Source organism: Nonomuraea maheshkhaliensis (genome assembly GCF_039529435.1).
Classification (GTDB): Bacteria; Actinomycetota; Actinomycetes; order Streptosporangiales; family Streptosporangiaceae; genus Nonomuraea; species Nonomuraea maheshkhaliensis.
In genome coordinates this window covers 272,882-285,865 of sequence record NZ_BAAAMU010000001.1, presented here as the reverse complement: position 1 = coordinate 285,865, position 12,984 = coordinate 272,882, and the positions used below count along the sequence as shown (strand labels likewise).

The 12,984-nt window shown below is 67.5% G+C and carries 13 protein-coding genes; 5 read left to right on the top strand and 8 right to left on the bottom strand.

Features of this window, described 5'->3' with window-relative positions; translation table 11 throughout:
- The first annotated feature begins 137 nt into the window (after nucleotides 1-137).
- A complete protein-coding gene (locus ABFX54_RS01390) occupies nucleotides 138-335 on the top strand; it encodes a DUF397 domain-containing protein (protein WP_346101001.1) in 198 nt (65 codons plus the stop codon).
- A gap of 35 nt (nucleotides 336-370) precedes the next feature.
- Nucleotides 371-988 carry an SMI1/KNR4 family protein gene (locus ABFX54_RS01385; protein ID WP_346101000.1) on the top strand — a complete coding sequence of 206 codons (618 nt, stop codon included), beginning with the start codon at nucleotides 371-373 and terminating at the stop codon, nucleotides 986-988.
- Between the two features lie 557 nt (nucleotides 989-1,545).
- On the opposite strand, the gene ABFX54_RS01380 is transcribed toward ABFX54_RS01385, so the two are convergent.
- Nucleotides 1,546-2,136: a TetR/AcrR family transcriptional regulator gene (locus tag ABFX54_RS01380; protein ID WP_346100999.1), complete on the bottom strand. Its 591-nt coding sequence runs from the start codon at nucleotides 2,134-2,136 to the stop codon at nucleotides 1,546-1,548.
- Between the two features lie 107 nt (nucleotides 2,137-2,243).
- Here ABFX54_RS01380 and ABFX54_RS01375 point away from each other — a divergent pair, with 107 nt between their 5' ends.
- Nucleotides 2,244-3,200 (top strand): NADP-dependent oxidoreductase, encoded by a 957-nt coding sequence (locus ABFX54_RS01375; RefSeq protein ID WP_346100998.1) that lies wholly within the window; start codon nucleotides 2,244-2,246, stop codon nucleotides 3,198-3,200.
- Nucleotides 3,201-3,686: 486 nt separating this feature from the next.
- On the opposite strand, the gene ABFX54_RS01370 is transcribed toward ABFX54_RS01375, so the two are convergent.
- Genes ABFX54_RS01370 through ABFX54_RS01345 form a run of 6 tightly spaced genes read right to left on the bottom strand, consistent with a single transcriptional unit; the run spans nucleotide 3,687 to nucleotide 9,743 of the window.
- Nucleotides 3,687-4,637 (bottom strand): class I mannose-6-phosphate isomerase, encoded by a 951-nt coding sequence (locus tag ABFX54_RS01370; protein ID WP_346100997.1) that lies wholly within the window; start codon nucleotides 4,635-4,637, stop codon nucleotides 3,687-3,689.
- Nucleotides 4,634-5,830, bottom strand: coding sequence for an ADP-dependent glucokinase/phosphofructokinase (locus ABFX54_RS01365; protein WP_346100996.1), 1,197 nt, complete (start codon nucleotides 5,828-5,830; stop codon nucleotides 4,634-4,636). Before ABFX54_RS01365 ends, ABFX54_RS01370 begins: the two co-directional genes overlap by 4 nt.
- A gap of 1 nt (nucleotide 5,831) precedes the next feature.
- A complete protein-coding gene (locus ABFX54_RS01360) occupies nucleotides 5,832-6,695 on the bottom strand; it encodes a ketose-bisphosphate aldolase (protein ID WP_346100995.1) in 864 nt (287 codons plus the stop codon).
- A gap of 33 nt (nucleotides 6,696-6,728) precedes the next feature.
- The gene (locus ABFX54_RS01355) at nucleotides 6,729-7,574 is read right to left on the bottom strand and encodes a carbohydrate ABC transporter permease (RefSeq protein WP_346100994.1); all 846 of its coding nucleotides are present in this window, start codon (nucleotides 7,572-7,574) and stop codon (nucleotides 6,729-6,731) included.
- Nucleotides 7,575-7,579: 5 nt separating this feature from the next.
- Nucleotides 7,580-8,518, bottom strand: a complete 939-nt coding sequence (locus tag ABFX54_RS01350; protein WP_346100993.1) for a carbohydrate ABC transporter permease — start codon at nucleotides 8,516-8,518, stop codon at nucleotides 7,580-7,582.
- 55 nt (nucleotides 8,519-8,573) lie between these two features.
- On the bottom strand, nucleotides 8,574-9,743 hold the full coding sequence (locus tag ABFX54_RS01345) for an ABC transporter substrate-binding protein (protein ID WP_346100992.1): 1,170 nt from the start codon (nucleotides 9,741-9,743) through the stop codon (nucleotides 8,574-8,576).
- A 417-nt stretch (nucleotides 9,744-10,160) separates the two neighbouring features.
- On the opposite strand from ABFX54_RS01345, the gene ABFX54_RS01340 reads away from it, so the two are divergent.
- A complete protein-coding gene (locus ABFX54_RS01340; protein ID WP_346100991.1) occupies nucleotides 10,161-10,979 on the top strand; it encodes a DeoR/GlpR family DNA-binding transcription regulator in 819 nt (272 codons plus the stop codon).
- Between the two features lie 104 nt (nucleotides 10,980-11,083).
- Nucleotides 11,084-12,013 carry an EamA family transporter RarD gene (gene rarD / locus ABFX54_RS01335; protein WP_346100990.1) on the top strand — a complete coding sequence of 310 codons (930 nt, stop codon included), beginning with the start codon at nucleotides 11,084-11,086 and terminating at the stop codon, nucleotides 12,011-12,013.
- Here rarD and ABFX54_RS01330 read toward each other — a convergent pair.
- Nucleotides 11,989-12,978, bottom strand: a complete 990-nt coding sequence (locus tag ABFX54_RS01330; RefSeq protein WP_346100989.1) for a polyprenyl synthetase family protein — start codon at nucleotides 12,976-12,978, stop codon at nucleotides 11,989-11,991. The genes rarD and ABFX54_RS01330 overlap by 25 nt on opposite strands.
- Nucleotides 12,979-12,984: the final 6 nt, after the last annotated feature.

Here is a 12,984-nt window from a genome sequence, read left to right as displayed (position 1 = left end):
GATCGTCAGATCTGGCGGCCAGGTAAGTGCTGTGACGTGCTGATGGTGTAGGAGAATCCCGGGCAGGGAACTTACACTCGATAGATAGAGCACGGACAACGCACGGGTGCCTACCACGGGAAGCTCTGGGATACTTCATGGCGGATCCTCGTATGCGTCATTTGACCTGGTTAAAGAGCAAGAAGTGCAATCCTGGTGACTGTGTCGAAGTGGCGTTCATGGGATCCTACGTGTTCCTCAGGAACTCCAAGGAGCAGGCGGGTCCGGTGCTTGCCTTCACCCGGCCCGAGTGGGATGCCTTCGTAGAGGGAATCCATGCGGGGGACTTCGCTTGACAGGCTTTCTCGGTTGCCCAGGTCGGCAATGAGTTGTGCCACGCCTGCCCGCCCAGTCGAAGCAGGCGGCTGAAGGCTGTATCTTCTCTCCAAATGTGCGCCAGTACGCTTGGCCGGAACGCTTCCCGGTGAGATATCCGGCGACCGGAGGCTCCGATCACCCGGCGGTCTCTCCACTCGGCGAGCTGTTTCCTCCGGCTGCCGAAGCGGAGGTCCGTGAACTGGAAGAACGGCTGGGCGTGCACCTGTCGCCGAGTTACCGGCAGTTCCTCCTGTTCGCCGACGGGTGGGGCGGCGACGATGACTGCCGCCTGCTGCGAGTGGCAGAAACCGGCCGGCTCCGTGACGTCGACCCCATGATCGCCGAGATCTGGTCCTGCCCCAAGCCCGAGAACTTGTGGAGCGTGCCCGACGAGCTCTACTTCGTTTATGGCGCGCAGCAGGACAGCATCCATTTCCGGGGTGAGTATGTGCGCGACACCCTGCTGATCGGCTACTGGGACGACGGAACAGCTCTGCTCAATCCCCACGTCCGGGCGGCTGAAGGCGAGTGGGAAGCCTGGCATCTCGCGCCATCACTACCCGGCGCCACCCGTTACCCGTCCTTCTGGGACCTCGCCATGGACGAACTGCGCTTGCGATACCCCAGTTGACGCCTTCTCATCGTTGAGCCAAGCCCTCTTTCATGGCGGTGGTCCCGCGACGTGGGCACCCGGGGCGAGGCGAAGCTCGGCAACAAGAGCAACGTGAGATTGCGGATGCGCGACGCGCTGGCCGACCGGCCCGACAAAATGCTGTGAAGCTGGGAGTCCGGAGACGACATCAAGCCCGGCCGGCACTCCAAGAAGCCCTACCGGCAGGTCGCGCACAAGAAGAAGTGGCACGTAGACGTCACGTTCACATTCGACATCCCCGGCAGCCCCGACTCGAGCCGCACCACGACCACCAACAAGGCCTGACCCCACGTCCCGGGTGTGCCGTGGGCGGCGCGACTCCGCCGCCTCATCACGCAAGGACTGCGAGATCGGCCCAGAATCGGCTTGGATGCCGACGAGTGACCACCCAGGTCGCTCCCCTGCTCCGCATCAGCCACCGGAGGGGCAACGCCCCGCTGGGCCGCCTCTGTGACGCTCAGCTCAGTGGCGTCGCGCCGAACAGCCATGCTGCAACTGCACATCTTTCCGTATGGAGAAGCGGCGCCCCGGGCCGATCACCACGCCGGCCGCCTCGATCCAGGCTCAGGCCGGGCGGCAGGGCGGAGGCCGTCCATCAGGAGGTCCAGCAGGCGACCGGCCTTGGCTTCGCGCTCACCCCGGGGTGCCACCGTGAAGATGCCGATGAGCGAGGCGGCGATGTCTTCGGCGGTGACGTCGGAGCGGAGGTCGCCCGCCGCGCGACCGGCGTCGAGGATCGTGGTGATGGCCGCCAACAGCTCGTCCCGGGTCTGCGCGTGGGCGATCTCGCCCGTCTCGATCATCGCGAGCAACGTGTCGAGCATGCCGTTCTTGGTCGCGATCCAGTCCCCGAACAGGTCCATCCAGCGCCGCATCGCCTCAGCCGGGGGCAGCCGGTCGAGCAGCTCGCGGGCGCCGGTCGTCAGCCGTACGACCTGGTCCCGGTAGACCGCGTCGACCAGCGACTCGCGAGTCGGGAAGTGCCGGTAGAGCGTGGCGATGCCGACCCCGGCCTCCCGGGCGATCGCGCGCATCGACGGCTCGGCCTCGGCCGACATGAACGCGCGGGTCGCCACCGCGAGCAACTGGTCGCGGTTACGGGCTGCGTCCGCCCGTGGCGCACGCATCTCCTCGTCAGCCAAAACGGATCACGCTCCGGTTTATGTTAGGGTCATCTATAGAAACGGAGCATAGTCCGTTTTGGCAGGCGTTCCTTCCAAGGAGACAGACGTACATGCAGGAACAGAGCACGCAACAGCCGGCGGGCAGGAGCAGGGCGGTCCAGCTCGACGCGTTCGGCGGCCCCGAGGTTCTGAACGTCCGTGAGGTTCCCGTTCCGCAGGCCGGCCCGGGACAGATCCGGGTACGGGTCACCGCGGCCGGCCTGAATCCGATGGACTGGATCATGACCGCCGACGCGGACACCGCCGCCCGGTTCGGCTTGAGTCTTCCGGCCGGGTTCGGGACCGACTACGCGGGAGTGGTCGACCAGCTCGGTGACGGGGCGACCGGCTTCGCAGGGGGTGACCGGGTGTTCGGGGGCGCGTTGTCCCGCGCGGTCGCCGACTTCGTGGTGATCGACCTGGACGAGAGGATCGCGGCGAACGAGGCCCATCACACTCCCGACGGCGTCGACGACCGCACCGCCGCCACCCTCGCGATCGCCGGCCGTACGGCCTCCGCCGCCCTCGCCGCGGTCGACCTCGGCCCGGACGACACCGTGCTGATCGGCGGCGCGGCGGGCGGGGTCGGGGTGTTCGCCGTCCAGCTGGCCCGGATCGCAGGGGCGCGGGTGATCGGGACGGGATCGGCCACCTCAGCCGAATTCCTGCGCGACCTCGGAGCCGAGCCGGTCGCCTACGGCGACGGCCTGACCGACCGGGTCCGAGCCCTCACTCCCGGCGGCGTCACCGCCGCCATCGACCTGCACGGGACGGAGACGGTGCACGCGGCGAGGAAACTCGGCGTCCCGGACGACCGCATCTGCACCATCGCCGCACAGGTCGACGGCGTACCGGCGGCCAACGGCGCGAACGCCACCCCCGGCGCCCTGGAAGAGATCGCCCGCCTGGTCGCGGCGGGCCGGCTCCGAGTGCCGATCGCGGCGAGCTTCCCGATCGAGGAGATCCGCCGCGCCGCCGAACTCCAGGCCGGGCAGCACGTGCACGGCAAGATCGTCATCGACCTCTAGCTCAAGGCCGTCGTGACGATGAACGCGAGGTCGTCGTCACCGATCAGGCGAGGACGGCCCCCGCCCACGGCTGCTTGCCGCGGACGAGGACACCGTGCGCGATGTGGTCCACGCCTGCGACGAGAAGGCCCGCGAACTGGCGTCGGCCCGTGATCGACCCCAAACGTGCAGGGCCACCATGTGCCAGGAACCACCCATCTCGGCAGGTCTACGCCTCGCCGGAGGTCAGGCCGGCCCGGGCGGGCGAGGGCCGTCTCGCCGCGGCCACAGTATCCGTTCGGTACCTTGAACAAACATCACAAGAACTCGGGCGAGGCCGCGACAGCGTGATCCTCTGCGACACGGGGCCGCTCGTCGCCGCGTTCGACAAGTGTGACAACGACCATGCCCGCTGCGTGCGCTTCCTCGCTCGACTTACGGTCTTGCCGGACGCCTGGCCAACGGGTATTGCGCGAGATGCCGGTGAAGGCAGAAGCGCTGTGGCGGTCAGGCGGACGCCGAGAGACGGATCACCTCGACCTGGCCGTCCAGAAGGACCGGGCCGGCGGCGTACGGAACCAGCAGCGTGTCTCCCCGCCGGAGCGACAGGTCGTCCCTTTCGCCGATCAGCCTGCCCTCTCCGGCCACCACGACCAGTACGCTGAAGCCACGCTCCAGGCGTTCGCCGCCACACAGGCGGCGGACGGCGAAGAACTCGTCCGCGGCCTCGGGCAGCAGTCGCGCTGGAGTGCCGCGGAGTTCGTCGAGGCGTGACGGCGTCCAGGCGCCGCGGTCGACGCACTGCAGCGCCAGGTCGTAGCCGAGGCCGAGGTGGCCGCCGGCGAGGCCGAAGCCTTCGTACTCCAGCAGCACCGAGAAGTCGGTCGGCTCCTGGACCTCGACCAGCAGGATGCCGTCGCCGATCGCGTGCGGAAGCCCGGCCGGGCAGAGGATCGCGTCGCCGGCCGCCACCGGGATTTTGTTGGTGGCCGCGAGCATCGCCCCAGTCCTCTGCCCGTCCACCCATCCGGCCAGCTCGGCGGCCTCCACGTCACGGGCAAAACCCAGATGGACGTACGCGCCGGGCCGCGCGGAGACGATCACCCATGCCTCGGTCTTCCCGTACGGCGAGGCGAGATGCGCGGTGGCGAAGCGGCGGTCAGGGTGCACATGCAGGGGCAGCCGCTGGCCGGCGTCGAGCAGCTTCACCAGCACGCCGGTGTCGGCGCGTTCCGGGCCGAGCCACCAGCGCGGGTCCGCGGCGATCGCCTCGGCCAGCACGCGGCCGTCGGCCAGGGTGGACAGCCCGGATGGGGCGAGCCCGAACCTGGAGGTCACCGAGCCCACCCAGTCCTCCGGGCGGTCGGGCAGCCCCGGCGCGTCGCGGAACTCGGCGATCCGGCCGGCACCGCGATAGAACGTCTCGGGCTGGTTTGCGGGCAGTACCTCGACGGTCATCGATGTCCCTTCAGGGCCAGCTCGGCGAGGAAGCCGCCGACGAACGTGTCGCCGAGCCCGACGGTGGTGGGATTCTGGACGTCGAACGCGAAGCCGGGGACACAGTCGACCGTCGCCCCCATGCGCGAGCGCAGCGCCGCCGCGAAGGCGACGGACTCGGGCCGCCGGGCCAGTCGGCGCACACGCTCGACGTCCTCCTCGCTGAATTCGTCGCCGTGGCAGTAGCGGGTGGCGGCCATGACCGTGCCGGTGTCGAGGGCGTCGGCGTAAACGCCCGCGCCGAGCGCCGCGGCCCAGTACTTCGTGTGCAGCACCAGCGTCGGCACCGGGATGAGCGCGTGCACCGCCGCGAGGGCCTGCGCGACATCCTCGGCCGAGAGCAGGTCGACCGGGCGCCCGATGTGCGACTGCAGCTCGTCCTCGTTCAGTCCATACACGTCGATCTCGCCGAGCAGCGCATCCCGGACCCGGCGGCTGAAGGCGGGCTCGTGGTATGCCGCGTCCTCGAAGTAGGCCACCGCCCCGTACGGCAGCTGCCGCATGTGCTCTTTCAGGGAGGCGAGCCTCTCGTCGAGCTCCGCCTGGTCGCGCATGGCGTTGAACCCGGAGATCAGAAAGATGTCCGCCTTCCGCAACCGGTCGCCGAGATCGTCGGTGAGCAGCATGGCGGCGTTCGCCGGGTCGTTGACGTAGATCAGGCGGTTCGGGAACGGCGCGACGATGTCGATGTCGCTTGCCCGGACCCGCAGGCCCTTGTCGTACTGGACGATCAGGTGTGGATAGAAGGTCTCCCCGACACCGCTGTTGATGTACTCGCAGTTCGCCGGCAGCAGCCGGCGGAAGGTGTCGTTGACGCTGACCAGGTGCAGCGTGGACGGCACGCCGAGCCGGCTCATCACGATCCCGGCCCGCACCGAGGTGCCGCCCAGAGTTTCCCGATGCGGAGACCGGTTCGCGAAGGTCGACAGTGCTGGGGCGGAGGCGACGAAGTGTTCGCCGCCTCCGCCGCGGGCAACGTACCCGAGGATCGACACCACGAGGTCCCGCTCACTGGTCACCGTGGCCGGCGACGCCAGTTCCGCGGCCACGATGCCGTACTCGGCGACAAGCTGTTCCAGGACACCGGCGGTCAGCTTCAACTCGTGGTCGACGCAACCGCCGAGGCCCAGGATTATCCGGGACGCGTCGGCCATGTCAGTAGAGCGAGCCCTTACCGGCAGCGCCGAACAGCTCGATCTTCTGGGCGGCGACCACCTTCATGGCCTCGATGCAGGCGGGCTGGACGGCGTTCGGCTCGCGCACCTTCCGGTCGCTGCCCAGCACCTCGCGCATCTTGTCGTGGTAGGCGACCTTGATATCGGTGGAGATGTTGATCTTGTTGATGCCGATTCGCGCCGCCTCGCGGATCTCGTCATCCGGGTTGCCGGAGCCGCCGTGCAGCACCAGGGGGATCCGCACCCGGCTCTTGATCTCCTTGAGCAGGTCGAGCTTCAGCTCCGGCTTGAGGTGGGCCGGGTAGAGGCCGTGGAACGTCCCGATCGCGACGGCGAGGCTGTCCACGCCGGTCTGCTCGACGAACGTGACCGCGTCGTCAGGGTCGGTGTAGATGATCTCGGCGGCGCCCGCCTCGGCGTAGCTGTCGTTTCCACCGATCGTGCCGAGCTCGCCCTCCACCGACACTCCGAGAACGTGCGCGGAGTCGGTGACCTTCCTGGTGACCGCGATGTTCTCCTCGAACGGCTTCAGCGACCCGTCGATCATCACGGAGGTGAAGCCGTACTGGATCGCCTGCAGGATCTGCTCATAGGTGGCGCCATGGTCCCAGTGGATCGCGATCGGGACGCTCGAGTTGTGCGACCGCTCGACGATGCCGGTGATCATCTCGCGGCCGATGTGCCGTACCTCGTCCGGGTGGATCCCGACGATCAGGGGGGCGTTCGTCTCCTCGCTGATCTCGACGATCCCCTTGAACATCGCCCAGTCGCTGATGTTGAAGGCGGGCACGGCGAAGCCGTGTTCGTTGGCGACGTCCAGGATCGCCTTGCCGGTCGTCAGCATTTGTGCGTTATCTCCTTTTGCGTGCTGGGTGTGTCAGGCCTTGACGGCGCCGGCGGTGAGCCCGCCGATGAACCGTCGCTGGAACAGGAGGAAGAGGAGCAGGACCGGAATGGACCCGAGGATGCTCATCGCCATCATCTGATTCCACTCGTACGAGTGCTGGCCCATGAGAAGTTGGATGCCGATCGGCACGGTGCGCATGTCGTCGGTACGGGTCAGAGTGAGCGCGAACAGGTACTCGTTCCACGAGATCATGAACGTGTACACGCCGACCGCGATCAGACCGGGCACCGAGATCGGGACCAGGATCCGCCACAGCGCGGTCCAGTTGGTGCCGCCGTCGACCTTGACGGACTCGTCCAGCTCTCGTGGCAGCGTGTTCAGGTACGCGGTGATCATGATGATCGCGTACGGGAGGGTGAACACCATGTGCGTGAGGATCAGGCCTGGATAGCTGTTGTACAGCCCGAGCGCGACGACGAGCCCGAAGTACGGAATGACGAGCGTGATCGGCGGTACAGCCTGGACGCTGACGATCACGGCGTTGATGGTCTTCTGGAACGGGAACGTGAAGCGGCTGAATGCGAACCCGGCCAGGACGGCCACCAGCAGCGTCAGGATGGTCACCGCGAAGGCGACGATGTAGCTGTTCAGGAAGTACCGCAACTGGGCACCGTTGCCCAGGATCTCCCAGTAGGCGTCGAACGAGAAGCTGCCGGTGATGAGCTGCGGCGGATTCTGGAAGACTTCTCCGTTGCTCTTGAACGAGGTGGACAGCAGCCACAGGACCGGCAGGCCGGCGAACAGCCCGCCGATGACGAGGCCGGTGATGACGCCGGCCTTGGCGAGGGTGCGACGAGTCCTGATGGTGGTGGCCATGCGTCTCACCGCTCCCTTTGCTGGCGTACGTAGAAGAAGGCCAGGATCATCGTCAGCAGCAGCACGATCACGGCGGCGGCGGACGCGGTCGCGAACTCGTACTCGCTGAAGGCCTGCTTGTAGGTGTAGGTGCTGAGCATCTCGGTGGCGTGCAGCGGCCCGCCGCCGGTCGTCATCCAGATCAGCGCGAACTGCTGGGACGTCCAGATCAGGTCGAGCACCGCCATGCTGACGATCACCGGCCGCAGTTGGGGCAGCGTCACGTGCGTGAACCGCTGGAACCAGTTCGCCCCGTCCATCGCGGCCGCTTCGTACAGATGACCAGGGATGCCCTGCAGCGCGGCGAGCAGACTGATCATGAAGAACGGGTAGCCGGACCAGACGTTGACGAACGTGATCGCCCAGAGCGCCTTGCCCGGGTCGCCGAGCCAGTTCACGCCCTCCTGAATGAGACCCAGCGTGTGCAGGACGTAGTTGACCACGCCGGACGGGTCGAGCAGCAGCCGCCAGATGACGGCGATCACCGCGATCGTGAACAGCCAGGGCAGGATGTAGACGATTCGGAAAACGGCCTTGGTGACCCCGCCCAGCAACTGGGTGTTGAGCATCATCGCGAAGGCCAGGCCGAGGACCAGGTGGGCCACGGTGCTGACCGTGATGAAGATGGCGGTGTTCTGCAGCGCCGCCAGGAAGTCCGGGTCGGTGAGTACCTTGGTGTAGTTGGCGAACCCGGCGAACACCGGGTTCTCCTGGACGATCACGTTGTCCTGGAACGAGTAGCCGATCACCATGACGATGGGGACCACCATCAGGACCACGATCAAAAGCACCGTGGGGGACAGATAGCCGTACGGGATCAGGCGCCCGGCCAGGGTGGAGCGGGTCCGGCCGGGTGTGACCCGCTCCTCGGTGGGCGCCGTCTTCGGCGCCGTCATGGATGTCATCGCTTTCTCCTTGATCGCGCGCCGCGCCGGGGGACCGGCACGGCGCCCGGGCGAGCTACCCGATCACCGAGGTCCAGGACTCCTGGGACTTGGCGAGGGCGTCGTCGACGCTCGTCTTGCCGGTCAGCACGAGCTGGAGCTGCTCGTCGAGGCTGCGCATCAGGTCCTCGGACTTGGGCAGGCCGACGAACTCGTTGGCGGGGTAGCCCTGCTGGTAGATGTCGAAAGCGGTCTTGAACAGCGGGTCACTGTCGCTGAAGTCGGGCTGGGCGTTCTTGTTGCCCGGGAAGCCGTTCGCGATCGTGCTCAGCTTCGCGTTGGTCTCCTTGCTGAGCAGGTAGGACACGAACTTGAACGCCTCGGCCTTGTGCTCGGTGGAGTTGGAGATGCCGATACCCCACGACGCGTACGGGATGCCGCGCTTGCCGGTGTAGCCGTCCTCGGCCGGAAGGGCCGCCACCTCGAACTTCAGATCCGGCTTGTTCTTCTTGATCAGGTTGATGTGCGCGAGCGAGTCGATCATCATGCCGACCTGGCCGTTGCTGAACTTCTCGACCTTGTCCTGTTCCTTCATGGTGAGCGAGCCGGGGGCGATGACGCCCGCGTCGTTCAGGCTCTTCACGTACTCGACCACGCTCTTGACCGGCGCGCCGGTCAGGTTGGGCTTGCCGTCGGTCAGCATGCTGCCGCCGGACGCCCAGAGCCAGGACATGACGTCGTTCTGGATGCCGTTGGGGACGGCGGTGTCGAGCGGGAGCGCCCAGCCCTTCACGTCACCGCCGGTTGCGCTGATCTTCTTGGCCGCGTCCAGGAACTCGGTGCGCGTGGTGGGCACCTTGGCGACGCCGGCCTTGGTGAGCAGGTCCTTGTTGACGAAGAGCGGGTAGACGAAGTTGACCACCGGGATCATGTAGGTCTTGCCCTTGATCTGCACCTGACTGGCGAGCTGGCCGGCGTCGTAGTTCGCGTCGGCCATCAGCTTGGACAGATCGGTGATCGCGCCCTGCTTGGCGAAGTCGTTGACCCAGGCGCCGTCGAGGCCGACCACGTCGGGCACGGTCTTCGACGCGGCGCCGGTGATCAGCTGCTGCTTCGTCGAGGCATACGGCGCGCTCAGCAGCTTGATCTTGATGTTCGGATTCTGTGCGGTGAAATCGTTGACAATCTTGTCGAACTCCCCGGCCGGCAGCTCGGCCCCCCACCACTGGGCGAACTCCAGCGTCACGCTGCCGTCCGAGGCGGTGTCGCTCGAGGTCCCCGAGCCACACGCCGTCGCGAGCGCGACCGTCGCAGCCGCTGTGGCTGCCCCTATCACTCGCCTCACCCGGGTTGCATCAACCACCATGACGGGCTCCTCCTACTTCGAGATCTTTCCGCCCTCTGCCGAGTTGGCCGTCACGTTAGCAGCGTGTTACGGACGTAAACAAGAGAAGAACGGCAGAAAGCTGCGAAGTACGGCATAATGTGGTGCCATGAAGCAAGATCCGGTGCCCCATCGCCGCCCCCTGATCTGTGGATTTCCCCGCTTCCACCGACCTCCGGCCGGCCCTTCCCACCCTTGCTGCTCTTGGCAGCTCTATGCGGCAACATGCCCAATCGGCGCAGACTTGTGGAATACTGCCGCACTGACAAGGGGGCATCAGTGAGCGTTGACAGGGACGAGCGGCAGCGCCACCTACCCGCCGGGCGCAAAGCCCAGCTGGCCGCGTACGTGGCCGACACCGGCCAGGTCACGGTGAGCGAGCTCGCCGAGCGCTTCGGCGTCTCCATCGACACCGTGCGACGCGATCTCGATCAGCTGGCCGCCGAGGGCATCCTCGTGCGCACATACGGCGGCGCTGTGAGCCTGGCCACGGTCTCCCGCACCGACCGCGCCGTCGACCAGCGGCTCGCCGTGCAGGAGCAGGAGAAGGAGAAGATCGCGGCGCTGGCCGCGACACTGGTCGACGACGGTTCGACCATCATGATCAACGGCGGGACGACCACCCTTGCGCTCGCCCGCAGTCTGGGCCAGCACCGCGAGCTCACGGTGGCGACGAACAATCTGCTGGTGCCGAGCGCGCTCCCGCCCACGGCCATCCGCGACATCTACGTCTTCGGCGGCGCGGTGCGCGCGCTCACCCTCGCCACGATCGGCCCGGTCAGCTTCCGCGCCAACACCGGCGCCGAGCTGGACATCAGCTGCGATCTGGCGCTGATCGGCGTCGGCGCGGTCTCCGCCGACGCCGGCTACACGACGAGCAACCTCGCCGAGGCCGCGATGATGCAGGAGATGATCTCCCGCGCGGCCCGCGTGGCGATCCTCGCCGACTCCTCCAAATTCGGCCGCCGCCTGTTCGCCCAAGTGTCGGAACTAGGAGCTGCCGACTACCTGATCACCGACGCCGCACCGCCACCCGACCTGCGGGGCGCCCTCAAGGCGAGCGGCGTCGAGGTGCTCACCCCCGCGGCCAGGCCCTAGCGCTCAGAAGGGCTCCTCAAACCGACACACTTAAGCATGTCTACATATTTCCGTATAGTGGACAAAGTTTGTGTTCAAGGTGGTAATGCCCGAAACTGGGTGACATGCCTGACGCTCGGCGTGGTGTTCTGCTCGGAATCGCCGCCTACATCATGTGGGGGCTCTTCCCCCTCTACTGGCCCCTCCTCAAGCCTTCTGGAGCCGTCGAGATCCTCGCCCACCGCATGGCGTGGTCGCTGGTGATCGTGGCGATCCTGCTGAGCGTGCGCAGGCACTGGTCGTGGATGCGCCAGATCGTCAGGCAGCCCGCCAAACTCGCCCTGCTGACGCTGGCCGCCATCGTGGTGACCGTCAACTGGGGCACCTACATCTACGCGGTCAACGCCGGGCACGTCGTCGAGAGTGCTCTGGGGTACTTCATCAATCCCCTGGTCAACGTGGTGTTCGGGGTGGTGCTGCTGCGGGAGCGGCTGCGGCCGCTGCAGTGGGCGGCGGTCGGGTTCGGGGCGCTGGCGGTGCTGGTGCTCACGTTCGACTACGGGCGCCTGCCGTGGGTCGCGCTCACGCTGGCCGTCAGCTTCGGCCTGTACGGGCTGATCAAGAAGCAGGCCAACGTGGCGGCCACCGAGAGCTTCGCGGTCGAGACGATGGTGCTGTTGCTGCCGGCGCTCGGCTACCTGGTCTATCTGCAGGCGAGCGGGGGGACCACGTTCGGGCACGCGGGAGTCGGGCACGTGCTGCTCATGGTGGGGGCCGGAGCCATCACGGCGGTGCCGCTGATCTGCTTCGGGGCGGCGGCGATCCGGGTGCCGTTGAGCACGCTGGGCGTGTTGCAGTACATCGCGCCGATTCTGCAGTTCGCCTGCGGCGTGCTGATCGCCAAGGAGGTCATGCCGTCGAGCCGGTGGATCGGGTTCTCGATCGTGTGGCTGGCGCTCGTGATCTTCACGTACGACGGGCTCCGGGCGGCGCGTACGTCCGCCCGGAAGCGCACCGAGCTCAGGGCACTTCAGCCCGAGCGCTCGACCACGTAGTCACAGAGGGCCAGGAAGGCGGCCCTCGCCGGGATGTCGGGCAGGCCGGAAAGGTCCGCCCTGGCCCGGTCCACCCACGCCACCAGCTCCGCCCGCGCCCTGGCCATGCCGGGATGGGCGCGGAGCAGGGTGAGGGTCTCCTCGACGTCCTCCTCGGCCACCGGGCCCGACAGCAGGGCCGTCAGCCGCGGCGAGTCGCCGGCCGCCAGCGCGTACAGCACCGGCAGCGTCTTGACGCCCTCGCGCAGGTCGGTGCCCTGCGTCTTGCCCGACTGGGCACCCGTGGAGGCCACGTCCAGCAGGTCGTCGCCGAGCTGCCAGGCCACCCCGATGGCCTCGCAGGCCCGGCTGAGACGCTCTTCGACGTCCGCCGGCGCGCCCGACAGCAGCGCCCCGAAGCGGCCCGAGGCGGCGATCAGGGAGCCGGTCTTGTCGGCCAGGACGCTCAGGTAGTGGGCGACCGGGTCCTCGTCGTCGCGCGGGCCGATGGTCTCGCGGATCTGACCCTGCACCAGGCGCGAGAACGTCTGCGCCTGGATGCGGATCAGCTCGGGACCGAGGTCGGCGAGGATGTCGGAGGCCTGGGCGAACAGGTAGTCGCCGGTGAGGATGGCCACGGTGTTGTCCCACCGGGCGTTGGCCGAGGGCGTGCCCCGGCGCACCGGGGCCTCGTCCATGACGTCGTCGTGGTAGAGCGAACCGAGATGGGTCAGCTCGATGACCACGGCGCCGGGGACGACCCCCGGCGCCGACGGGTCGCCGAACTGGGCGGCGAGCAGCACCATCAAGGTGCGGAACCGCTTCCCGCCCGCCTCGATGAGGTGCTTGGACGCCTCCGTGACGAAGGCGTCCTCGCTCTCCACGGACGAGCGCAGGAGCTTCTCGACCGCGGCCAGCCCGGTGGCCACGTCCTGCGCCAGCCGTTCGTCCTCAATGGGAAGGTCAACCACGGGAGGCGCAGACATACGAGA